Origin of the sequence: Thermococcus thioreducens, assembly GCF_002214545.1 — an archaeon.
GTDB classification, from domain to species: Archaea; Methanobacteriota_B; Thermococci; order Thermococcales; family Thermococcaceae; genus Thermococcus; species Thermococcus thioreducens.
Genome location: NZ_CP015105.1, coordinates 371,860 through 393,637, shown reverse-complemented (window position 1 = coordinate 393,637; position 21,778 = coordinate 371,860). Strand labels below are relative to the sequence as shown.

The 21,778-nt window shown below is 51.8% G+C and carries 22 protein-coding genes; 14 read left to right on the top strand and 8 right to left on the bottom strand.

Annotated features, from left to right (window positions below; genetic code table 11):
- Positions 1-20 precede the first annotated feature (20 nt).
- The 4 genes from A3L14_RS02045 to A3L14_RS02030 all read left to right on the top strand — a co-directional run bounded on the left by A3L14_RS02045 (position 21) and on the right by A3L14_RS02030 (position 1,564).
- Positions 21-725: an HAD family hydrolase gene (locus A3L14_RS02045; protein ID WP_055429854.1), complete on the top strand. Its 705-nt coding sequence runs from the start codon at positions 21-23 to the stop codon at positions 723-725.
- Positions 726-756: 31 nt separating this feature from the next.
- Complete coding sequence (locus A3L14_RS02040; protein ID WP_055429855.1) at positions 757-939, top strand: hypothetical protein; 183 nt, start codon at positions 757-759, stop codon at positions 937-939.
- Entirely contained in the window at positions 936-1,196 is a 261-nt protein-coding gene (locus tag A3L14_RS02035; RefSeq protein WP_055429856.1) for a type II toxin-antitoxin system RelE family toxin, read from the top strand. Before A3L14_RS02040 ends, A3L14_RS02035 begins: the two co-directional genes overlap by 4 nt.
- A gap of 119 nt (positions 1,197-1,315) precedes the next feature.
- The gene (locus A3L14_RS02030; protein WP_198300095.1) at positions 1,316-1,564 is read left to right on the top strand and encodes a hypothetical protein; all 249 of its coding nucleotides are present in this window, start codon (positions 1,316-1,318) and stop codon (positions 1,562-1,564) included.
- Here A3L14_RS02030 and A3L14_RS02025 read toward each other — a convergent pair whose 3' ends face one another.
- On the bottom strand, positions 1,565-1,849 hold the full coding sequence (locus A3L14_RS02025; protein ID WP_074631438.1) for a type II toxin-antitoxin system RelE family toxin: 285 nt from the start codon (positions 1,847-1,849) through the stop codon (positions 1,565-1,567). It abuts the gene before it with no gap.
- A 374-nt stretch (positions 1,850-2,223) separates the two neighbouring features.
- On the opposite strand from A3L14_RS02025, the gene A3L14_RS12000 reads away from it, so the two are divergent.
- Positions 2,224-2,358, top strand: coding sequence for a hypothetical protein (locus A3L14_RS12000; protein ID WP_257789385.1), 135 nt, complete (start codon positions 2,224-2,226; stop codon positions 2,356-2,358).
- A 183-nt stretch (positions 2,359-2,541) separates the two neighbouring features.
- On the top strand, positions 2,542-3,816 hold the full coding sequence (locus tag A3L14_RS02020) for a hypothetical protein (protein WP_055429859.1): 1,275 nt from the start codon (positions 2,542-2,544) through the stop codon (positions 3,814-3,816).
- Between the two features lies 1 nt (position 3,817).
- On the opposite strand, the gene A3L14_RS02015 is transcribed toward A3L14_RS02020, so the two are convergent.
- From A3L14_RS02015 to A3L14_RS02000, 4 genes are all read right to left on the bottom strand, one after another.
- Positions 3,818-7,753 carry a DNA polymerase domain-containing protein gene (locus tag A3L14_RS02015; protein ID WP_074631441.1) on the bottom strand — a complete coding sequence of 1,312 codons (3,936 nt, stop codon included), beginning with the start codon at positions 7,751-7,753 and terminating at the stop codon, positions 3,818-3,820.
- Positions 7,754-7,898: 145 nt separating this feature from the next.
- The gene (locus A3L14_RS11630; RefSeq protein ID WP_143597817.1) at positions 7,899-8,162 is read right to left on the bottom strand and encodes a hypothetical protein; all 264 of its coding nucleotides are present in this window, start codon (positions 8,160-8,162) and stop codon (positions 7,899-7,901) included.
- Positions 8,163-8,450: 288 nt separating this feature from the next.
- Positions 8,451-8,885: a hypothetical protein gene (locus A3L14_RS02005; RefSeq protein WP_055429861.1), complete on the bottom strand. Its 435-nt coding sequence runs from the start codon at positions 8,883-8,885 to the stop codon at positions 8,451-8,453.
- A complete protein-coding gene (locus tag A3L14_RS02000; protein ID WP_143597818.1) occupies positions 8,882-9,724 on the bottom strand; it encodes a hypothetical protein in 843 nt (280 codons plus the stop codon). The genes A3L14_RS02005 and A3L14_RS02000 overlap by 4 nt, the downstream gene beginning before the upstream one ends.
- A 236-nt stretch (positions 9,725-9,960) precedes the next feature.
- On the opposite strand from A3L14_RS02000, the gene A3L14_RS01995 reads away from it, so the two are divergent.
- A complete protein-coding gene (locus tag A3L14_RS01995) occupies positions 9,961-11,319 on the top strand; it encodes an RsmB/NOP family class I SAM-dependent RNA methyltransferase (RefSeq protein ID WP_055429863.1) in 1,359 nt (452 codons plus the stop codon).
- Here the strand turns inward: A3L14_RS01995 and A3L14_RS01990 are convergent.
- Positions 11,316-12,398, bottom strand: a complete 1,083-nt coding sequence (locus A3L14_RS01990; protein ID WP_055429864.1) for a choice-of-anchor L domain-containing protein — start codon at positions 12,396-12,398, stop codon at positions 11,316-11,318. The genes A3L14_RS01995 and A3L14_RS01990 overlap by 4 nt on opposite strands.
- 90 nt (positions 12,399-12,488) lie before the next feature.
- Positions 12,489-13,103 (bottom strand): TIGR00296 family protein, encoded by a 615-nt coding sequence (locus A3L14_RS01985; protein WP_055429865.1) that lies wholly within the window; start codon positions 13,101-13,103, stop codon positions 12,489-12,491.
- A gap of 94 nt (positions 13,104-13,197) precedes the next feature.
- Here A3L14_RS01985 and A3L14_RS01980 point away from each other — a divergent pair, with 94 nt between their 5' ends.
- Genes A3L14_RS01980 through A3L14_RS01965 form a run of 4 tightly spaced genes read left to right on the top strand, consistent with a single transcriptional unit; the run spans position 13,198 to position 16,552 of the window.
- Positions 13,198-13,500 (top strand): MTH1187 family thiamine-binding protein, encoded by a 303-nt coding sequence (locus A3L14_RS01980; protein WP_055429866.1) that lies wholly within the window; start codon positions 13,198-13,200, stop codon positions 13,498-13,500.
- Positions 13,493-14,626, top strand: coding sequence for a DUF373 family protein (locus A3L14_RS01975; RefSeq protein ID WP_055429867.1), 1,134 nt, complete (start codon positions 13,493-13,495; stop codon positions 14,624-14,626). Before A3L14_RS01980 ends, A3L14_RS01975 begins: the two co-directional genes overlap by 8 nt.
- Positions 14,604-15,665: a coiled-coil domain-containing protein gene (locus tag A3L14_RS01970; RefSeq protein WP_055429868.1), complete on the top strand. Its 1,062-nt coding sequence runs from the start codon at positions 14,604-14,606 to the stop codon at positions 15,663-15,665. Before A3L14_RS01975 ends, A3L14_RS01970 begins: the two co-directional genes overlap by 23 nt.
- Positions 15,666-15,706: 41 nt before the next feature.
- On the top strand, positions 15,707-16,552 hold the full coding sequence (locus tag A3L14_RS01965) for a deoxyribonuclease IV (RefSeq protein ID WP_055429869.1): 846 nt from the start codon (positions 15,707-15,709) through the stop codon (positions 16,550-16,552).
- Here A3L14_RS01965 and A3L14_RS01960 read toward each other — a convergent pair.
- On the bottom strand, positions 16,549-17,595 hold the full coding sequence (locus tag A3L14_RS01960; protein WP_088886100.1) for a DmpA family aminopeptidase: 1,047 nt from the start codon (positions 17,593-17,595) through the stop codon (positions 16,549-16,551). The two genes, A3L14_RS01965 and A3L14_RS01960, sit on opposite strands and share 4 nt — an antisense overlap.
- An 84-nt stretch (positions 17,596-17,679) precedes the next feature.
- Between A3L14_RS01960 and A3L14_RS01955 the strand changes: the two genes are divergently transcribed.
- The 3 genes from A3L14_RS01955 (at position 17,680) to A3L14_RS01945 (ending at position 21,737) form a co-directional block, all read left to right on the top strand.
- Positions 17,680-19,305 carry an ABC transporter permease gene (locus A3L14_RS01955; protein WP_055429871.1) on the top strand — a complete coding sequence of 542 codons (1,626 nt, stop codon included), beginning with the start codon at positions 17,680-17,682 and terminating at the stop codon, positions 19,303-19,305.
- Entirely contained in the window at positions 19,299-20,303 is a 1,005-nt protein-coding gene (locus tag A3L14_RS01950) for an ABC transporter ATP-binding protein (RefSeq protein WP_055429129.1), read from the top strand. The genes A3L14_RS01955 and A3L14_RS01950 overlap by 7 nt, the downstream gene beginning before the upstream one ends.
- A gap of 159 nt (positions 20,304-20,462) precedes the next feature.
- Positions 20,463-21,737, top strand: coding sequence for a cysteine peptidase family C39 domain-containing protein (locus tag A3L14_RS01945; RefSeq protein WP_055429130.1), 1,275 nt, complete (start codon positions 20,463-20,465; stop codon positions 21,735-21,737).
- The last annotated feature ends 41 nt before the right edge of the window (positions 21,738-21,778 follow it).

Below are 21,778 nucleotides of genomic sequence, written 5' to 3'. Positions count from 1 at the left end.
AACAGAACCCGGTGGTGAGTATGAAGCTGGTCTCATTCGACGTCTGGAACACCCTCCTCGACATCAACGTCATGCTCGACGCCATGGCCATTGAGCTCTCCAAGCTGATGGGAACGTGCCTGGTAGACGTCGTCGAGGGAATGATTCTCACCCGCGGGAGAATAAAGCGGATGAGGGCCGAAACAGCAGGAGACCCTGCCAGGGCTTTGGAAGAGAGCCAGGAGCTTTTGGCGGAACTCTTCGAGATAGACGTCGAGCTCGTGAAGAGGGCCGCTGCGAGGGCCGTCCTGAAGGTCGGCGACGATATAGTCCTTCCGGGGGCAAGAGAAGCCCTCGAAGGCGTTAAGAGAAAGGGCCTGAAGGTTACCGTAACCGGCAACGTGATGTTCTGGCCCGGCTCCTATACAAGGCTTTTGCTCGAAAGGTTCGGGCTTATGGACTACATTGACAAAACCTTCTTTGCGGATGAAGTTCTCGCCTACAAGCCGATGAAAGAGATGTTCGAGAAGCCGCTCAGGGTTTTCAATGTTTCTCCGGACGAGGCAATCCACATAGGCGATACCTATACGGAGGACTTCGAAGGAGCCTTAAAGGCCGGTCTCTGGGCGGTCTGGATAAATCCCGAAGCCGAGGAAATAAGGAAGATCCACGAGAGGGGCTTTGAGGTGCCAAACGTTGAGGGGATTTTAGAGGTGCTGGGGATGATAGAAGCGGGAAGTATTTAAGGTTGGAAGGAAAAGTATGATTGGTGAGAGCATGAGCGAGGTGGTTGAAAGGTTGGAGCGAATTGAGCGACTACTTGTAACGCTAAACGCTAAGATAGACAACTTTCTTGGCTATGAAGATCTGACGGAAAAAGAACGAGAGGAGCTCAAAAAAATGCGTGAGGAAGTCAGGAGAGGAGAGTTCGTTCGCTTTGAGGGGCTTTTTGAGGAGTGAAGTATGTACGAAGTATTCTTTACCAAGAAAGCCGCCAAGCAGGTAAGGGCATTGTAGCCTCCCATAAAAGAAAGTTAAAGGAGATAATTCTCCAGTTGTCTGAGAACCCTTTCTCATACCCCTATAAGAAAATTCGAGGGGAAGAACATACTTACAGAATCCGAGTGGGTCAGTTCAGAATTCTTTACGAGGTCGACGATGAGAACTTCAGGGTCATAATCTTCAAGATTGAGAGAAGGGAGCGGGCCTACCGTTAGCTCCAACTGGATTCGGACTACATGCTCTGGATTTCTACTATTCCACGCAAAAGGAGCATCTTCATTGCGATGAAGCACCACCGAAAACCTAATTAACCTACAGGCTCACCCTTTAAACGATGGGTATGAGCGAGGCGATTCACAACACTACCTCAATTCTCCAGAAGATTAATGAGATGGAGAAAGAGCTGGAGAGGTTGAAGATTGAAGTCCTGAAGATGAAGGCCGAAAGCCTTCCGGTGGAAGAGGTTGACGAAGAAACCCTGAAAGCTTTTGAGAAGGACCTAAAGGACATGATAGAGGGAAGGGTAGGAACTATTAGCGGCGATGAAGCCATTAAGATGCTTTCCGAACTTTTAGACGAGTGATTAGCGTTTTTTATATGCCTTCTCCCTCGGATCTAATCGAACTACATAAACGATCTTCCTACCCCAGTCCACGGCATAGAGGAGCCTATAATCACCAAGACGAAGGCGATAACTGTCACATCCATAGATTTTAACATCAGTCAGCGGTTTAATATCATACCCCTCAGGAATTGGGTTTTCCGGAAGCTCCCTAAGAAAGTCCCTAAACCTTCTCAAATGTACCGGTTTTAGAACCATGGGAGCGGATTTTATCACCTTGGGATGAACTTCAACCCGAAACACCATTATTTTCCCTACATGATATAAAAATGGCGGGATTTAAATGATTTTTTTGACAAAATGGAAGTTCTCAAGCTTAACGACTTCCCATCGGAAATCCCTGGTCATCAACACCTGGAAAGCTTTTTTAGGATTGGAGGAGTAGGAAAAAGGGATACGAATCCCTGGGGGCAATGAGCTTGGCAATGGCGTTACCAAGTTGGGGGGCGCTCGGAGCGGGGGATTCCTGCGACGGGTTTACCGTTGGAGGGTACAAGTGGAACTGCCCGTTGGAGATTCAAAGCTGGCGATCCCCGCGGCACAGATATCAGCAACCGGATCGCCTCGCAGGGGGGAGGTAACGGTAAAGCAATAAAAACCACCGCGGAGTAGTGATTACAATGATCGGGTACGTGGTTAGGCGGACCGGAAAGATGCACAAGAAGAAGTTGGGATTCATGAAGGCAAAGCATGCAGAAATAGTCGTCGTAGATACCCTGGACCACACACACTATCTCGCAATTCTGGAGAGGTAGAAGAATACATACATGACAAGTACTGGATGCTGCCGCACGGTAGGAAGGTTGGCCTAGGAGATGCATCCTACGCGCTGAGTAAAGCCCTAACACACACACTGGTACCCGGGCCTAACGGGGAGATACGACCACATCCACAGAACGTTTGAAGATGCCCAAAAATGGAACCTGTTTCTTCAGCTCGTGAGCATCATCCCCGCACTAAATGAAGGGATAAGGGATACCGAAGAGTTCGGACGCAGGACGTACGCACTCCTAGAAGAGATAAGAAAAGAGTACGGAGAACCCGTATTTTTCTACCTGCTTGGAAAGGAAGCAAAAAAGTACGGGGACATCATCTCCCTGCCAGTGGACAAGACGCCGAGGGAAGGGTACATAATGCCGGGGTTTGAACAGCTAAAGAAGGATCCAGCACTCCAAGAAAAGTTCGTTAATGCATTCATACAAGCCCACGAGCTGCCAACACCATACAGATCAAGATTAAAGGAATATCTGCAACTTGCAATAGATTCCGCAGAAGAGCTTGCGGAATACATTGGCAAGGAAGGAAAACACAGAATCGACCCCAAAAAGTTCTATGAGTTTAAGAAATTCGACAAGTTCATAGAGACGATAATGGAAAGAGAATTCGGCGCGCGCCCGAGAGAGGTGCCAACACGACGAGTAGAAAAGCAAAGAAAGAGAAAAATAGTAAGGCCCGAAGAGGTACTAGAAAAACCATTAGCGGAATTTGAGGAAGAAGATACAATCTCTGCCCCGAAGTTCCCCCAGGTCCAGAAGAAGAGAAGAATAGTGAGACCCGAGGAAATACTCGCAAAACCATTAGCCGAACCTGAAGAAAAGAGTACAACCCCGACGCCGAAGTACCCCGCAACTAAGAAGGAAGTAGAGGAGGAACTGAGAAAGGCAGGAATACCTGAGGAGAAGGTGAAGGTCGTTGCTCCTCGGCTGGCGACGGCGGTGTGGTTAGATAAGTGGTTCGAGAACGCTGTAAAGTCCTACACGTACAAGAAACTCGGTGGGGTCCCGCTGGACGAGATCAAGAACCTGAGGAACATGATACTGGCGAAGAAGCACGTGGCGGAGGTGGCAGCGAAGGTCATGGAGGAACACTGGGCGAGGAACAACCACGTGAAGATTGGGGAAAGGCACGTGGACAGGAAGATGCTGCCGCTGGTGAGGGAGCATGCGAGCGGGATGTTTGAGGATCTGGAGAACATCAGGAAGGCAGTGAAGGAAGGAAAGATGAGCGTAGAGGAGGCACTTCTAAGGCTCCACGCCGAGCTCTTTGTTATATCCAAGGCACTTGAGTCCATCGGGGAGCTCACAGGGACCCCCGAGTACTTAGCCCCGAACCCCCGCCCCCTCGGAGTGAGCGACAGGTACGTGGTCACGCTCGATAAAGTGAGAAAAACCCACGAAAAGCTCAGAGGAACACTGAGAATTTACCTCCAGTAACTCACCTCTTTTTCACCTTCAGCCACGCGCCAAGCCCAACCTGCCGTGTCTTCTGGTAGCGCAGGTCGTCCTTGCGGTAGCCGAAGGCCTTTAGAACCCTCTCCACAGCCGGCAAAACCTGGTTCTCTATGTAGTATTCCGCGTCGTATTTGTGCTTCGTCGGATCGAACTCGTCAAACGGAATCGCCCTGTCGCCTATCCTTCCAGAGCCCTTAAGGACGATGTAGCTTATCACCGTGCCGGGGCGTATCTTTATTCCCCGCTTTGCCAGGCGCTTCGCTATGGCCACGTGCGGGCCCGTTGCCCTGTAATCCTTCAGCTCCCTGGTGATCTGCTCGTGGATTACCAGCTTCTCCGGCGGAACCTCGTACTTGCTCAGCTTTTCCGTTACTTCCTTGACTATCCTCACCGCTTCTTCCACGTCACCGTGCCTGAGAATAGCCTCCAGAACCCTCGCCTGCGTCTCCTTGGCTATCTCGCTCCAGTCGCGCCTGACTATTTCAAGCCCGCGCGTGGTTATCTTGCCTTCCTCGTCTATGACGGCGTATTTCTTCTTCGTGACGAAGAAGCCCCTGGCGTAGAAGCCCTCGTATTCGAGTTCAAGGAGGCCGGGCAGTTTGGGATTGATGTACTTCAAGAACTCCATTGCCTTTTTCTTGACCGTCTCGGCGTCTGCTCCGGGAATAGTGGCATGGAGACCATCGGTGTCAGCATAGAGGACTTTAAAGCCGAATTTTTCCTCAAGTTCCCTGATGGCCATCTCGATGTACTCCCTGCCCCACGCCGTAACGCTCTCCGCGCACTCCCTGCAGTACCACCTCGCCCTGGCGTAGCCGTAGTAGCCGTAGTAACTGTTGTGGGCGTAGAGAAGCCCAAAGCCGGCCAGGAAGTTTTCATCCTCTTCAACGCTCAGGTCGTAGACATAACCATCATAGTGCTCCCTCTTAACCTCAACAACCTTGTCGAGAGCTATGTCCCCATCAAGAAGCCACTCTATTCTCTTGGCCCTCTCTTCGTCAAGCTTCCCGCTCTCAACCAGCTCCCTGAACTTTTCACGGCTCATGTTTTTCTGGAAGACCTTTCGGAAAGTTTCTTCGAGAACTTCCTTGGGTATAACGTGGGAATAATAGACGTTTTTCTTTTTCCTGTACTCAGTGAACGGCAGTTCCTCGTTCACGTAGACCCTGTGGACCCCGCTGTCATGGCGGATCTTTATGGCGGAGATGCCAAGCGAGTTGAGGAGCAGGACGAGGCCATTTACCAAAAGCTCGCTCTTAGTGGAGAGCCGAACCCTCTTGCCCGGGTGAACGTCGCCGTCGCCGATAAAGTAGCCCCCAAGGAAGGCCCAGCGTACGTTTTCGGGGGAGGTAAAAACAACTTCCGGAACCCTTTTGTTCTCGGCTAAAACACCACAGAGTCCCTCAAATATTATGTAAGCCATCTTCCTCGGAATCTCAACATAGTTCTTTCCACGCCTCGTTCTTCCAAAGAATTTCGATGCCAGCCTTTCCATATCGTCGAGAACACTCTCGTCTTCGTTGTAAAGCTTAACCGAGTAGCTCCAACCCCCAGTATGGTTTTTCCACTTTCTCGCGTTCCCTTCGCTCACGTAGTATCCAAGGAGCTTCGCAAAGTCCTCGTTAACATCTATGAACGGTCTCATCCTGAACCCGTTTCTGGTCCCGATCAGCCACTCCTTAAGTTCCTCCACGGGCATTAGAGGGATAACGTCGCGGATGGCGTTGAAATCAACTAGGTATTCCCTCCTGTTGCCGTTGTAGCGAACCGTCTGGGCGAGCTTTTCGTACAGCTTCCTGTAACTTTCAAGTCCCCCCCCATCAATGACCTCGTAGCCGATTTTCCTGAGCTTCACGTAGCCGAGCCTTTCAAGGTGCTCCAGGTAGCGTCTGGCGGTCCTTAACCTTTTTTCTTCCCCAAAAATCCAGCGGAGGGTTCTAAGCATTCCACTGAAGAAGTTCTTTCTTCCCTTAACGGGGATGGTCATGACTATGTCCTCGGTTTCACTCTCCGGGAGTTTAAGGAGCAGTTCAACGATGTCGAGCCTTTCTTTCCTTTCGGGGAGGCTTACTCTCTTCGGCACCGCCAGAAGATCCCCGGGTTTGACTTCACCGCCGGTTATCTCTACGAGTTCACCGTTCCTATACGCGAAGAGGCTGTGGCCAGTGGTTACCCTTATCCTCCTCCCTGAGCTGAGGACTATCTCGTAAACGTCCCCAGCATAACGATGCCTGATTACGGCCTTCACGGGCATCGTGCGTGCTTTCTTTGACTTCCTGTTAAATGACAGGGCACGGATTTCTTTAACTTCGAGAACTTCTGTGTCGCCGTCCCTCCTCACCAACTCCGAATCAGTCTTCATCAGTGCATCAACGAACTCCCCTATGCGAACCGGTTTAACTTCGTCTCCTACGATTACCGGAACCCACTCCTCGGGCAGTAGACTGTTTGCCAGAATCTTGATGGCGCGTTGCCTGTAATCGAGGAGCTTCTTCTCGATCGGGTCTATCGTGGCCTTCATCTTCCTCTTTATCTTCTGCCTCTCATCGAGGAGGGAACCCAAAAGGCTCGGGATGAACCCCGGGACGTCTTTACAGAACTTGTGGCCGACCTGGGGGGCCCTGTCGTACTCCTTACAGCCCTCGCGGTTGAGCGTGTCCGGGGAAACGTTGTGGGTGATGATTATCGAGGGGTAGAGAGAGCGGAAGTCCAAGTACACAATGTTGTCCCATAATCCCCGTTCTGGTTCTTTGACGTATCCCCCAGCGTAGCCCCCGCGCCGCCTCGCCAGTTCTCTCTCGTTGGGCTTGTTTGGGGCGAGCTCGTTTCTCTCGTAGGCCTTCCGCAGGAGAAACCATTCCACGAGGTTGCCAGTGCTTGACCTCGAAACGTCCCAGAGGCTCTGACCTATCAGCCTTGAGAGCTGGGCCTCCATCGGGAAGAACTCCCTGCCGAGTTCAAAAGTAACCTTAGCATCTTCCATTGAGTATCTTGCCACCCTTTCAAGCCCCTCTCCGCTCTCCCAGGCTAAAGCTATCTCCTCTGCATAAACTTTTTCCTTCGGCTTTCCAAAGACTGCCTCGTAAACCGCCTCAAGGGTGTAGGTTGGGAGGTTTATCGTGCGCCTTATCAGCGGGTAGAGGTCGAAGTGTATTCTGCCCTTCACCTCGACCGCAAACCTGTCCCCCATGCGCTGGATTTTTGGTTCAGAACCATCTCTCCCGAGGGTGAACTTTATCCCGAGCTTCTCGCACCGCTTCTTGAGATAGGCGAAGTCGAAGTTGTCGCCGTTGTAGGTTATGAGAACATCGGGATCCTTCTCCTTCACGACCTTGAGGAAGCGCTTTATCATCTCCTTCTCGGTTGAGACGACGTCAACGTAGGGCAGGTCGATCTTCTTCCACGTTATGACCCTCGCCCCGTCCTCGTCGGCGTAGCTTATCATGAGAATCGGCCCGGTTCCGAACTCCTCGCCCTCGTGGTAGAGCGTCTCGATGTCGAAGGCGAGCATCTTCAGTTCTTCGTCGCCCTCCATCGGAATAAGGCCTTTGTCGATGAGGTATCTCTTTGCGAAGGGTATGTCGTACTCATAGATGTCCACCACAGCGGGGTGCTTCCTTATCTCGTCTCGAATAGCGGGGACGTCCTGCGGGTGTGTGAAGTAAAGCTTCCAGACCTCTATCGGTCTGCCGAGGAACTTCTTTTGCACCTTCTCGGCGCGCTTGACCTTAACGACCTTGCCGTGGCGGTCGGCGGTTATCTTTTTGATCTCCTCAATCGCGGAATCGTCCCTGAGGAGCGCATAGATGTAGGGCTCGAACTCGCGGTCATATTCGATCTTGAACTCGCCGTTCTCCTTCTTGAATATCCTTACGACGGGTTTTCCGTCCTCGGTGATGTAGTCGGCATCGAGGATCATAACCAACACCTGTGGGATTATCGAATCCAGAACTAATAAACTTCGCCATATTTAAGAGCAGAAGACAAGAAGAAAGCGGGCAATCATGGATTTTCAACCTTCTGTATAAGGGCACTGCACTTCTCCTGAAGCTCAACGTTGGCCTTCAAAAGCTCTTCACTGGGATAGTTGTCGTTCTCTCGCACTCCGTTGTGAACTCGTTGATAATCTCTAACCCTTCACGGACGGCAGAGATGTTGGCGGTTCCCTTTAATGCATTTCGGGAAAGTTCTATGAATGTGATGCACCGGTTGCTTTTTGTCATCTTAACCAACGTTTCATTGTCAGGAAAGTCCTTCGGGAAAATATACATTGCTGAACGTGCAAGATTTGATTCTAATCTCGAAAGATCGAGGGCTGGCTCTATCATCGAAAGGTTAAAAACCTCCGTGGAGTTCCGCTCTAGCGAATCGAGTGCTTCCTGTGAATGAAATTGAATGTCGCTGAGAGTTAGCGAGGCCATCTGACGAATGCAGAGTCTCTCGTAGTCCCTCTGCCCCTCTATGAACCTTTGGGAACTATACTCGTTACTATTAAATAATACAAAGCTCCCCCAATAACAATTAACGCAAGGATTGTGATGATGAGATTTTATTTGCCTTGGGTTTCATATGCGCAGACCTCCGACGTGATTTTAAGATTTATGAATGCCCCAACTTTAAACACACTTCTCCTTCGCCCGTCTGATTCTCTCGGAGGAAGCCCACTCGTATGGATAATCAATATTGCTCAACATCTTCGCCGATGTCAGTGCCCATATAATCGCGAGTATCGCTAAAATAACATAATTCTGATTTAAATACCTGCTAACCAAACTTGCGGGAATTATTATCCCAATGCCCGCAGAATCAATAAGAGACTTCTTTAGAAGGATATCACATAACGGCCTGCATTCAAGTCGTTTGGATAACCCACTACACCGGTACCCGTTATACACAATCCAGACCAAACTGGACATTACCCATGAAACTATGGCCATAAACACTACGCCTGGACTGTCCAGCGTCCCAAAAAGAAAAGACAGGCCAAAGGAGACTATGCCCTCCCTCAAGAGGTTGGTTCTAAACCGTACTCTGTAATATTCATCCCTCAACTTATACTCCCCCCAATGGATGTAGGGCAGATTCCGCCTGGAGAACATGGTGGCCACGGTGGAGTTGATCTCCATGGATATTCACTGGTGGAATAAACTATTTCCCTCTCGTCTTTTTTCTCCCAAAGACCTTTGCCCCTTCCCAGTACATCACCGAGTATTTTCTCGACACCCCACGTCACGGTAGTTGAGACAATCGGATTTGTATATTTAATGCTTACGAGTGTATTGAAGGCAGTCATGGTTGGCCTGATATAGTCCCAATTGTGAAAGTAACCAAAATGAGTCCCCAGTGTTATCTTTTTCTTTGGGGTTATCCCCACCCACACAATGCCCCATGGGACATCATCATCTACTGGAATTTTGATGAACATCTGGTAGATTCTGTGGTAGCCACCATTGTAAAACAGTAGTTCCTTAGTGGGTTCCATAGAGAAGCTTACAGGGCCAACTTTGTACTCCATGCCATGTACTGTTTCAATACGAACTTCTGGCAGATACTCATAGAATATGTAGGGGTCAGGATAACCATGGATTTCCCAAGGAAATGAGATTACAATGGCATCTTTGCCTCCACCAAATAGTTCCGGCAACCCGCTCCATTTCCACTCAAATGCGAGGTACAACTTCCCGTTAAGAACGAATGACAAGTCCTTTCTAAATCTAACTGTAAGCTGGTTCTTATCCCCAAACACCATTGGAGATATTGGCGCAGGTCTAGATACCTCCGGAGACCTCTCCGAAGCAACCGATCCCTGAGGTACGGACACTTCAGGATATGAAGTTGCCAATGTAGTTCCTGATGCTCCCAGCACCAGCAGTCCTACTAAGACTGCCATCAAGCCTCGCCACTTCACGGAGTTTCACCTCCTAGTGTTTTTGCAATACATATAATCCAACTTGTCTTTATAAATTTTTCCTTTTACTATAAGTAAATTTTCTTCATTTTTTTCAAGTATAATTTTTTCAGAGTTGAATTTTCCCATTGGAATGGACGAGAATAAGCCGGAGTAAAAGAGTTGCATACTCATGCACACACCACCACCTTTTTAAACTCCATCTCAAAGCCCCGTCCATGGAGCTGTTTTACCGCGTGAGCTTTCAGGAAGTGGTCGCTGATGCCCTAAGCTTAGTTGAGGAGCGCGAGCTCTCGTCGAAGCACGCCCTTGAGAGAGTCTTTAAGCGGGTAGCCGGGAAAGACCGCGAGAAGGCACGCGGACTGGCCCACGCCTACGTCTTCGAGATAGAGAAGTGGAGAAAAAAGGTAGACTTCATAATCAACTCCGTCCTCAAAGGCTCAACGGTCGAAGACCTCGACCCCTACCTGGCCAGCCTCCTGAGGATAGGCACCTTTGAAATCCACTTCAGGAAAGTTCCGCCTGCTATAGCGACCGACTCAATAATCAGGGTAGTTAAGGAGCGCTTTGATTTCTCCCGCGCCAAGTTCGTGAACGCGCTGATGCACTCGATAGAGAAGTTCGACGTGGAGAAAGCCCTGAAAAGGCTCAAGGAGAGGGACAGGATAGAATGGCTGAGCGTGCGCTTCTCGCACCCGAGGTGGTACGTCGAGTACGCTATAGACCTCCTTGGTTACGACGAGGCTGTCCGTTTGCTCCTCAGCAACAACAAAGCTCAGCGCTATTACGTCAGGGCAAACACCCTCAAGACGGACGTTGATTCCCTCCGCGATTACCTTGAGGAGAACGGCGTGAGAACGGCCTTAACCCCTCTCCCGGACGTTTTGAAGATCCTCGAATACAAGACTCCGGTAACGAGGCTCGACTGGTACAGGGAAGGGAAGTTCGTTATCCAGGATCTGGCTTCAGCCTATGTTGCACACGTTTTGGCCCCAGAGCCGGGTGAGAGGGTTCTCGATCTGGCAGCCGCACCGGGGAGCAAGACCTTCCACGCGGCGGCGCTGATGGAGAACCGGGGCGAGATAGTGGCCGTTGACTACTCCTACGACAGGCTCATGCGCATGAAGGAGAAGATGAAGCTCCTCGGCATTAAAAACGTCAAGCTGGTTCACGCCGACGGCCAGAGCTTCAGGAATAAGGAGAAGTTCGACAAAATCATCCTCGATGCGCCGTGCTCAAGCTCCGGAACCTATCGGCAGTTCCCGGAAGTCAAGTGGCGCTTCGATGAGAAGAAAATCAAGCGCATCATAAACGTCCAGAGGAACATGCTCCGCAATGCCTACGAGAACCTTCGCGACGGCGGTGAGATGACCTACTCGACGTGCTCGATTAGGACTGACGAAGACGAGGAGAACGTCCTCTTCGCGATAAACAGGGTAGGGCTTGAGCTGATGGACTACCCCTTTGGCTGGGGCGACCGGGGCTTCCTTGAAATCGGCGATAAAGTCTTTAGAGCGTGGACGCACAGGCACGACTGCAACGGATTCTTCATTGCGAAGATGAGGAGGGCAGACTAGCCGCCCTCAAGCTCCTTCATGGCATCAATGAGCATGCCAACAGCGTCCCTTTCCAGAACGTATGCCTTCCTCACCAAGTGGAGCCTTGGGTACGTCGGTATCGCTCCCCAGACGCGGAGCTTTATGTCATCGAGGTTGTCCGTATGCCATGCCTCCATCATCATCTGGGTCGCGTTCTCGTGGAGCTCCTTTGCTAGAGCAAGGGTCTCGTTATCGACCCCCATGACGCTTGCGTTGGCGTAGACTTCATCAAAGTCGTCGTGAAGCCTGAAGAAGTACATTGTCCACACTTGGGCGATGACCATCATACGGTTGTATATAAAATACGCCGGCGGAACATCGAACTTGAGGTCGTCGATCAGAACCGTCGTGTCAACGATGCTGTCGCCCTCATCCCCAACCTCCAGGACCAGCGTTATCTTTTCGCCCTGGTATTGGGAAACATCGACCTTGGCCACGTATATGGAGCTCATTCTCCACAGCACAACGCCATCCTGGCCGTTGATGGGCGTCAGATACGGCTCAATTATGGTTATGTAGGGAATGGTTCCGTTGAGTACCGTGGCGGCGACCTTTTTGGTGCCATCCGGGAAAACGACGTATGCGTAGAAAAAGTCGTTGTATGGAGAATACTCGTCCGAGACAATCCTCCAGCGGAAGGACAGTTCCTTGGCACCGTAGGGCACTTCGAGGGTTATCTCAAGCCTGGCAACGTCGTATATGGTCTCCCCTGTCACTGGATGGCCTCCTGATATGGAGAGTCCTCCCACATTCTCAACGTCGTACGTGCTCCCCTGGGTGACGTACCTCGCATCGCCGGAGCTTAGGATCACGTAGGAGCCTCCTTCAATCGGGAAACCGAGCAGCGGCTTCGTGGTCACCAGAATCTGCTCCTCAACACCCCTGAACTTGGCGCTCACCAGCGAATTCTGAAAGTTGGAGTTGAGAATGGCCTTGGCCTCATTGGCCGCATCCCTTGTAATAACCGTCCCATAGGTGGCCCCAACGTATCCCAGAGAGACCACACTACCCAAGACCAGCAGGAGGGCCAGGACCACCAGAACTTGTCTTTTCTCCAATCTAACCTCACCTTATTTTGATATATGTTCCATAACTATTTAAATATTTTCAAGAAATTTTGGTAATTATCCGAAAAATTTCCAAGACCGTCACAGCGGCTTTCTTTTGACTGGCCCTCCCGGTTTTTCCTCCTCAAAAATCTCGGCCGTGAAGCGGTAGACCTTCGTGTCTTCGTCGAGCCAGCAGTCGGGCGGAAGGCCGGCCTTCCAGCAGGTCTGGGCCAAAAACTCCTCCTCGTCCCAGCCCCACTCTACCGGCACCTGCGGGAGCAGTAAGCCGGAGTAGATGCCCTTCTCGATTATCAGCCCGTCCCTGCCGACCTTTATCTTCCTCGGCCTCTCCTCGGGCGATCCTTCTATGAGCTCCGGCGGCGTCAGGACACTGACCTCAATAACCAGGTCATTCAGCTCACTCTCCCTGACCGGCGGGAAGCGCGGGTCGTCAACGGCGGCGTATATGGCCGCCTTTATCGTGGCCTCAACCAGCGGATATATCGGGAGAGGGAAGCCGATGCATCCCCTAAGTGCCATCTGCGGAGGAGCGTGACGCCTGTTGAGGGTCACGAAGACCCCCATCCTCTCCCACAGCTGGGGAGGCGTGTCCTCGGGCGGTTTTATAGTCCTGCCGTTTCTAACGTACTCTTCAATAGCCCTCCTCGCGAGCCTGACGAGGAACTCTCCCCATTCGTCCTTGATCTTGTACATCGCCCTCACCCTTGGCTCCTACGGTGGGAAGGGTTATTTACCTTTCCCGCAAGATTTAAAAGATTGCCGAAAAAAGTTAAGTCGGGTGTCGAAGATGGTCATAGTGGAGTTCGTTATCGTTCCCCTTGGAGAGAAAAGCCTGAGCAGGTACGTCGCAGAGGTGGTAAAGCTTTTAGAGAGAAAGGGTGTTAAATATCAACTGACCCCGATGGCAACAATAATAGAGGTTCCAACCGTAAGGGACGCGTTTGAAATAATAGAGCAGGCCCATGAACTCATGTTCGAGCTCGGGGCCGAGAGGGTCTCTACAACCGTGAGGATAGACGACAGGCGTGATGTGGAAAGAAAAATGGAGGACAAGGTGAAATCCGTGATGGAAAAGGTCAGGGGTGGTTGAGATTAAGGCCCTGATTCTAGCTATAGACCGCGATGACGACTTCGGAGAAAAGGCAGGGGTTGAAGGGCCCGTCATTGGAAGAGATGCATGTGTTGAGGCGGCCCTAAAGCTCAGCCTGGCCGACCCAGAGGACAGTGACGCCAACGTAGTTTACGCCGCGGTCAAGCTCTACGACGAGCTCAAAGGGAGCGGCGAGTTCGATGACGTAGAAGTTGCACTGATAACCGGCCATCCCAAGGTGGGGGTAAAAAGCGATATGGAGCTGGCCAGGCAGCTTGAGCTGATCCTTGAGAGGTTTCCCGCCGATGGGGTTATTACCGTCACCGACGGGGCAGAGGACGAGCAGATATTCCCGATAATAACCTCAAAGGTCCCCATAATAAGCTCCCACAGGGTAGTCGTCAAGCAGAGCGAGGGCATAGAGACGACCTACTACATTATCTACCGCTATCTGAGGGAGATACTCAGCGACCCAGAGGTGGCAAAGGTAGTCCTCGGGATCCCGGGGATGATACTCCTGCTCTACGGTATCGCAAGGCTCATCGGTGTCTGGTACCCTGACAGCGTCAAGATAGTCTCCGCCACGATAACCGGAACAATACTCCTCATCATAGGCGGGTACTTCTTCACAAAGGGATTCCGGCTCAACTTCAGGGAGACCATCGCAAAGCAGTTCGTGTTCGTAATATCCGCGGTTGCGGGAGTCCTCATAATCATCGGAGGTTCCATCAACGCCTACTTCAGGCTTGAGGAGTACGCGAAGGAGATAATCGGCGGCTGGCCCGGGACACCTCTGCTGGCGACGCTCATATACATAAACGCCATAGGCGCCCCGCTGATAATAGGGATATCCGTGATGATAATGGGTAAGACCATCCAGGCCTACCTCCGGAAGGACTACCACATCTGGTACTACGTCTCAGCCCTGCTCCTGATGCCCGCGCTCTGGATAACGATAGACCTGACGACGAGGTACGCGATGGCCATACTCACGATATCCGACATAGATGTCTTTGCAAAACTCCTTCTCGCCATTGCCGACGTGGCCGTGGCGATTCTTGTTGGGATCTACATGAGGGGAAAAGTTAGGGGATGGGAGAGAGTTGAAGCTGGAGCAAGCGCTTGAGGAGTATGAGAGACGGAAAAGGAAGGCCGAAAAAGAGGTCGAGAAGATAAGGAAGAAGTACAACACCCGCCTGGAAAAGAGGATACGGGAAGTCCTGAAGAGAATAGACGCGCTGGAGAAAAAAGAGGTCCCCAAAAAGGTCGATGAGAACATCAAAAAAATAGTCACTGCTGAAAAGAGGAACTACGTCACGGCACTTAGGAACGTACTGAGCAGTATAAGCGACATGGACGACCTCGGAAAGCGCCTCCCTGACTTAGCCAAGCTCCACGTGGGTCACGGAAAGTACCTCCTGATAATATTCGAAAAGGACGTTTACGCCATAAACCGCCTGCTGAAGGAGCTGAACGAGGACTACGTGAGCTACTACAATGAGCTGAGCAAAAAAGGCCTGCCGGATCTCCGGTTGAGGGAGATCCTCTGGGAAGAGGAAAAAACCAGGGAACATATTCAAGGGATTGAGCGGGAAAAGCTGGAGCTTGAAAGGGAGGTAAAAGCCAAGGAGGAGGAGCTTAAGGGGCTCTACAGCAGGCAAGGACTTCAGGAACTTGAAGAGGCCATAAAAAGCCTCTCTTCGTCGCTCCGGAGTGCCGAGATGGAGATCCGTTCAAAGGCCTCAAAGCTTCAGAAGCCCATAAAGAGGATGCGTCTCCACGAGCCGATAGCCGGTGAGCTCATAAAAGACAGCAGCGTTGCCCTCAGAAAGCCCGACGAGTTCGTCTCCCTGCTCCAGAGGATATATCCAAGACTGGAGGGCAAGTACAAGAAAACTGCCCAGTGGCTGATAGAGAACCTCAGGGAGAAATCCGAGGTCATCAGGCAGGAAAGAGAAAGGCTATCAGAGCTTGAAAAGAAAAGGGACGAAATCCTGGCCAGTGGAGAGAGTAAAAAGAAGGAGATATGGGAGCTCCACCGCCTCATCGAAGAAAAAGAGGCAGAGATACGAAAGCTCAGACGCCAGCTGGAGCACCTGGAGAGGGAGCTGAAGGATAGCCTTGCTAAACTTGAAGAGATACTCGGGCAGAAAGTCGAGCGATAGATTTATGAATTAGGCTTCCCTAATTCTTTTGGGTGGTGAGCATGTTTAAAGTTGACAGACTGCGCTTCGGAACGGCCGGAATACCCATCTCAACCCCAAAGCGCTCAACGCTTGACGGAATAGTCCACGTGAGAAACCTAGGCCTTGACGCGATGGAGCTGGAGTTCGTCCGAGGGGTCAACCTCAGGCCGGAGCTGGCGAAGAAGATAAAATACGTCGCCAGAAAGCACGATATTCTGCTGACCGCCCACGCACCGTACTACATCAACCTCAATGCAACGGAGAAAGCCAAGGTCGAGGCCAGCAAGAAGAGGATAATCCAGAGCGCCGAGCGCTTACACGAGGCCGGCGGCTGGAGCGTGGTTTTTCATGCGGGCTACTACCTCAAGCAGGATCCTGGAAAGGTTTATGAGAAAATACGGGGGGAGATTAAGGATATCGTAAAGAGCCTCCAGGAGAGGGGCATCGAGGTGTGGGTAAGGCCCGAGCTGACCGGCAAGCCGACCCAGTTCGGAGACCTGAGGGAGCTGGTAAAGCTGAGCGAAGAGATCGAGATGGTTCTGCCGACGATAGACTTCGCCCACTGCCATGCCAGGAACGTCGGGAAGTTCAACAGCGCCGAAGAATGGCGCGAGATGCTGAGCTTTATGGAGGACAGGCTCGGCAGAGAAGCCCTGGACAACATGCACATCCACATAAGCGGCATAAACTACACCTCAAAGGGCGAGAGGAACCACCTCAACCTCCAGGAGAGCGACATGAACTGGGAAGACCTGCTGAGGGTTCTCAAGGAGTTCAAAGTCAAGGGAGTGGTCATAAGCGAGAGCCCGAACATCGAAGGCGATGCAATCCTGATGAAGAAGAAATACGAGGAGATACAGATTTAAGCCCTCTCAATCCTCCCGTATCTTTCCATGATTTCCACAAGCCTATCAACCGGAAGGGCGTAGCGGATCCTGCCGTTTCTGCCCTCCATCGTCCTGGCCTGCAGGAGGGAGTTGATTATCGCCTCTTCAGTGGAATCCGCGGCGGCTATGAAGAGCCTGTTGAGCGCGTCGTCCGGGAGGAACCCGATGGAATGAGCCTCCTTGCCGCTCGGGACGGTCTGGGCCGTCGAGAACGCCAGAACTATGTCCCCGCTCCCGTTGTGACCGTAGGAGCCTGTCCTGGCCAGGCCAAGGATGGCCCTCCTCGCCACCCTCGTGAGCTGCCTCGATGTGAGTGGGGCATCGGTGGCTATGACTATCGAGATACTGCCCCTCATGGAAAGCCCCCTGCCCGGGTAGTCCCTCAGCTCCCAGCCGACGGGAACCCCTGCTATGACCAAATCCTCCCTCTTGCCGAAGTTGCTGAGGACGAGCGACGCAACTGTGTACTCCTCGCTACCGATCTCAACAATCCTGGAGGATGACCCTATACCGCCCTTGAACTCAAAGGCACTCATTCCGGTGCCTGCTCCAACGGAGCCCTCTTCAAAGTCAAGGGAGGCGCTTTTGAAGGCCTCAAAAACGTGTTCCTCCCTAACGGCACGCTTTTTATTATCGTTGAGGTAGCCGTCGTTGCACTCCATTACGAGCGGGTTTACCGATATCCCTTCGGGGTTCTCCCCTGCCCAGAGGCTTATCAGAGCGTCCGCAACACGGTAGCCGTTCAGCGTGCTGGTTAAAGCTATTGGAGTTTCGATGTATCCCAGCTCCCCCGTCTGGATAAACCCAATCGGCTTGGAAAAGCCGTTGAAGGTGTAAACTCCTGCGAAGAGCCTCTCTCTGAAGGGGTTCCCCACCGGCGGGACGAGGATCGTAACTCCCCTTCTAATGTCGTCCCCCTCGATTATCGTCGAATGGCCGACCCCGACGCCCAAGTCGGCAATGGAGTTATTTTTCCCGTGCTCATAACGGCCTATCTTTATTCCCAGCTCGGGTGCCTTCATGGTATCACCACAGTGATTTGGACGTGGGCACTTAACACTTTTGCCCAATCAAGGCTTATAAACCCCTAAAACCGAGTTTTGCCCATGAGGGTGAAGCCTTCGAAGCTCTTCCTGCTCATCCCTCTGGCATTCCTGCTCACCTTTTTCTACATCCCGTTAGCCAGTATTCTAAAAACCGGCCTCGGGGAGAACGGGTTCACTCTCAGGCACATCTCCGCCGTTCTGGGTAACGACTACCACCGAAGGGTTATCCTATTCACGATAGGACAAGCGGTTGCCTCGACGCTCCTTACCCTGGCACTCGGCCTTCCCGGGGCGTACATATTCGCCCGCTATGATTTTCCCGGGAAGAGCATCATAAAAGCCGTCCTAACCGTCCCGTTCGTCATGCCCAGCGTGATGGTGGCTCTCGGCTACATTCTCCTCTTCGGAAAGAGCGGTTTTATAACCGGCCTCATCGGCCGCGATCCCGGCATAATCTACTCCTGGAAGGGTATTCTCCTAGCCCATGCATTCTACAACTTTCCGATAGTCATACGCATGGTCTCGTCGCTGTGGCAGCGTGTTAATCCCCACTACGAGGAGGCGGCGATGGCACTCGGAGCGAGAGGCTGGACGCTCTTCAGAAAGGTTACCCTGCCGATGATCTCCCCAGCGATTTTTGCCTCCGCGATGCTCACCTTCGTGTTCTGCTTCCTGAGCTTCTCGATTCCGCTCATCATCGGCGGCTACCGCTATGCCACCATAGAGGTGGATATCTTCACCTCGATAATGGTTCTCCTAGACTTCAAGACGGGTTCAGCCCTCGCGATAATCCAGATACTCCTCAGCATGGCCTTCATGTACCTCTACCTGAGGGCGCTCGATGCCTACACCAAGCGCGAGGAGCAGAGGGTTTTCAGGAAGCCAGTTCCATTCACGAGGCGCGACTGGCTGAGCGTTAAGGGACTGCTAGTTGGGGTTTATTCCCTCATCGTCTTCCTCTTCATAGTCTCACCCCTCCTGGCGGTCCTCTACGACTCCCTGCACTTCAACGATGCCTGGAGCCTCGAATGGTACAGAAGGATATTCTCGACCGAGTACAACCCGATGTTCGGGACGACAACTCTCGACGCGATCAGGAACTCTCTGGCCTTCGGTCTGGCGACCATATTCCTCTCCGTCATCACAGCCCTTCCCATAGCCTACGCCCTCCACCGCTGGAACTTTAAGGCCAAAAGGCTCTTTGACGTCCTGGTAATGCTCCCGCTGGCGAGTTCGGCCATAACCCTCGGTCTGGGATACATAAAGGTCTTCAGCGGCACTCCACTCTATTTCACGGCGTGGATAATAATCGCCGCCCACACGGTTATAGCCTACCCCTTCGTTTTAAGGGCAGTTTCAACGTCCCTGAAGAAGATAAGGCCGAACCTCTGGGAGGCGGCGCTGAGCCTCGGCGCCAGGGAGTGGAAGGCCTTTCTAAGGGTGGAGCTTCCGCTGGCCCTGGGTGGGGTCATCGTCGGCGCGATATTCGCCTTCGCCATGAGCATAGCAGAGCTTGGAGCGACCTACATGCTCGCGAAGCCGGAATACACCACCATGACCGTGGCTATATACAAGTTCCTCGGGGCGAGGCAGTTCGGTTCCGCCTCGGCCTTAGCCGTTCTCCTCATGGCAGTCTCAACGCTGGGCTTCCTGATAATCGAGAGGGCAGGTGAGGAGGTATGGTGAGGGTGGAACTGAGGGGAGTCCTCAAGGAGTGGGAGGATTTCCGGCTTGAGATAAGTGAGTTGGCAGTTAAGGACGGCGAGTTTCTCACGCTCCTCGGGCCTAGCGGCTGCGGAAAGACGACGACACTCAGAATTATAGCAGGCTTTGAAAAGCCGGATAGGGGAGAGATACTATTCGATGGAAAACCCGTAAACGATCTACCCCCCTACGAGCGCGGGATCGGCATAGTCTTCCAAGATTATGCCCTTTTCCCCCATATGACGGTCTTCAAGAACATCGCTTTCGGGCTGGAGATGAAAAAGCTCCCGAAGGCCGAAATCGAGAGGCGGGTGAAATGGGCCCTGGAACTCGTCGGTCTGGAAGGCCTCGAAAACCGCTATCCGGAGCAGCTGAGCGGTGGCCAGCAGCAGCGCGTAGCTCTCGCGAGGGCCCTTGTCGTCGAGCCCGATGTCCTTCTCTTGGATGAACCACTCAGCAACCTCGACGCCAAAATAAGGGAAAGGCTTAGGGGGGAGATAAAGAGAATCCAGCGCGAGCTTGGCATAACGACGATATACGTCACCCACGACCAGGAGGAGGCCATGGCGGTAAGCGACAGGATTGCCGTTATGAACTTTGGAAGAGTGGAGCAGGTGGGAAAACCGCTGGAGCTCTACTACCGCCCAAAGACCGAGTTCGTGGCGCGCTTTCTGGGTTTGAGCAACATACTAGAGCTTAAAGCGGAAAACGGGAGGGCCTGCCTCAATGGACTGTGCTTCAACGTCGGAAGGGACGGGAAAGTTAGGGTCTTCTTCAGGCCGGAGAGCGTCTACGTAAAACCCGGGGATGCTGCCGAAATCATCGACTACGAACTCCTGCCCGGCAGGATAAGGCTCAAGCTTGAAATCGAAGGCAGCGTTATCCTCGCGGAACGCTTCCTCGATGAGCTGCCCTTCGGAGTTGAGGCCATGCCCGAACGTGTGGGCATAGAGGTGAGGAGCTTTTCGGTGCTGGGATGAAAGGCACATATTTTTCAAAGCAAAAGTACATTGACAACACTATGAAGTCCAATTGAGTATAACTTGATTGTATCTTAGCCTTTCACTTTTAGTGATAGAAAGGGTTAAATAATCCGACAGAATATTTTGTAATGCAATCCCCTATTGGAGGTGCAGGTCATGAACTGGAAGGCCCCTGTAGTGTTACTCATTGGACTTTTCTTGTTAGGGGGGGTCGTGACGGCGGCACCGGTTGAAAAACCAGAAGCAGTACCATTAGCCACAGTCAAAGCACTCGCACTCAGGGAACTTCACAAGTTCCCGGAATTCAACGGGGCAATCCCAACCAACCCAACACCCCTCTACTTCCCCGACGGCAGGTTGGCGGCTTACGAATTCAGAATGGTCAAGAACGGAAAAACCATAGGCTACATCATAGTATCAGCCAACAGGAATTTGCCGCCGGCAATTCTCGAAGCAGGCTTTGGCGAGAAGACCCCAAGCGACCTGATGAAAGAACTCGCCGCGAGAAAAGGAGTGAAAAACTATCGCCTCACATACTTTGGAGGGCTAAGCTACGGCCTGCTGGCAGGAGACAAAGTAGTAGACATGAAAGGAGGAGAATACAAAAAGCCAAGCAGATACACTCTCTCACTGGAAGTTGATGCCATCAGAAACCAAAAAGAGTGGAAATCACTCTGGACAGAAAAAGCCCACACCTCCGTTGAGGTGAGGTATCCAACACTGCTTGCCAGTGCAGTAGAATACAAAGTCATCCTCACAGTTCCGGCGTGGTCTTGGCAGGATAGCGATGAAGGTGGTGCAGATAATGGTTTGCCCCCAACACCCCACCCAATTGAGGTTACAGAACTCGGTTACGATTATGTTGGACCCGATCCCGATCCCTGGGAAAAGGATGATGGATGTGCCCCGATCTCAGGAGCCATGATAGTAGGGTATTATGAACTTCAGTATCGAGACAGCTGGTACCGCGAGGCGGTGATAGACATACTCCACATAACCATGGATACTCAAGGAAAAGAAACATCTTATCAAAACATTGCCCTAGGAATGAAGAGGTTCTATGAAAAAGCTGTGGAGTTGTACAACAGCGGTATAATTTCCAGAAAACCCAGATATGACTACGATTCGTTTACGTTGTATCCTTCGAATAATCTTCAGCTGTACACGTACATTAAAAGCGAGATCAACATGAACAGACCAACTATACTAACATCCACTCATGGAGTAAGCGAAGATGGCAATTTTGAATGGCCTTCTCAGGGTCTCGGCAATTATCATACAGTAGCAGTAACGGGATACAAAGCTTTTGACGACGGTAGCAAGTACATATACGTCCACACAACAGAAAACAGTCCCTATGCAGCATGGATACAGCTCGAAAGTATAACTAATCCAGTATTGACCATAGTCAGACCTATTTACAAGGGGTGAATGACTATTATGAAAGGCGCCAAAGGGTTTAAGTTTCGTCT

Excerpts from the sequence above, each read along its gene's own strand:
- A3L14_RS02030 (WP_198300095.1), top strand. The coding sequence starts at position 1,316 with ATGGGTATGAGCGAGGCGATTCACAACACTACCTCAATTCTCCAGAAG.
- A3L14_RS02000 (WP_143597818.1), bottom strand. The coding sequence starts at position 9,724 with ATGGCAGTCTTAGTAGGACTGCTGGTGCTGGGAGCATCAGGAACTACA.
- A3L14_RS02040 (WP_055429855.1), top strand. The coding sequence starts at position 757 with ATGAGCGAGGTGGTTGAAAGGTTGGAGCGAATTGAGCGACTACTTGTA.
- A3L14_RS01955 (WP_055429871.1), top strand. The coding sequence starts at position 17,680 with ATGAGGGTGAAGCCTTCGAAGCTCTTCCTGCTCATCCCTCTGGCATTC.
- A3L14_RS01995 (WP_055429863.1), top strand. The coding sequence starts at position 9,961 with ATGGAGCTGTTTTACCGCGTGAGCTTTCAGGAAGTGGTCGCTGATGCC.
- A3L14_RS01945 (WP_055429130.1), top strand. The coding sequence starts at position 20,463 with ATGAACTGGAAGGCCCCTGTAGTGTTACTCATTGGACTTTTCTTGTTA.
- A3L14_RS11630 (WP_143597817.1), bottom strand. The coding sequence starts at position 8,162 with ATGATAGAGCCAGCCCTCGATCTTTCGAGATTAGAATCAAATCTTGCA.
- A3L14_RS01980 (WP_055429866.1), top strand. The coding sequence starts at position 13,198 with ATGGTCATAGTGGAGTTCGTTATCGTTCCCCTTGGAGAGAAAAGCCTG.
- A3L14_RS02045 (WP_055429854.1), top strand. The coding sequence starts at position 21 with ATGAAGCTGGTCTCATTCGACGTCTGGAACACCCTCCTCGACATCAAC.
- A3L14_RS02015 (WP_074631441.1), bottom strand. The coding sequence starts at position 7,753 with ATGATCCTCGATGCCGACTACATCACCGAGGACGGAAAACCCGTCGTA.
- A3L14_RS01965 (WP_055429869.1), top strand. The coding sequence starts at position 15,707 with ATGTTTAAAGTTGACAGACTGCGCTTCGGAACGGCCGGAATACCCATC.
- A3L14_RS01950 (WP_055429129.1), top strand. The coding sequence starts at position 19,299 with ATGGTGAGGGTGGAACTGAGGGGAGTCCTCAAGGAGTGGGAGGATTTC.
- A3L14_RS01985 (WP_055429865.1), bottom strand. The coding sequence starts at position 13,103 with ATGTACAAGATCAAGGACGAATGGGGAGAGTTCCTCGTCAGGCTCGCG.
- A3L14_RS12000 (WP_257789385.1), top strand. The coding sequence starts at position 2,224 with ATGATCGGGTACGTGGTTAGGCGGACCGGAAAGATGCACAAGAAGAAG.
- A3L14_RS01960 (WP_088886100.1), bottom strand. The coding sequence starts at position 17,595 with ATGAAGGCACCCGAGCTGGGAATAAAGATAGGCCGTTATGAGCACGGG.
- A3L14_RS02025 (WP_074631438.1), bottom strand. The coding sequence starts at position 1,849 with ATGGTGTTTCGGGTTGAAGTTCATCCCAAGGTGATAAAATCCGCTCCC.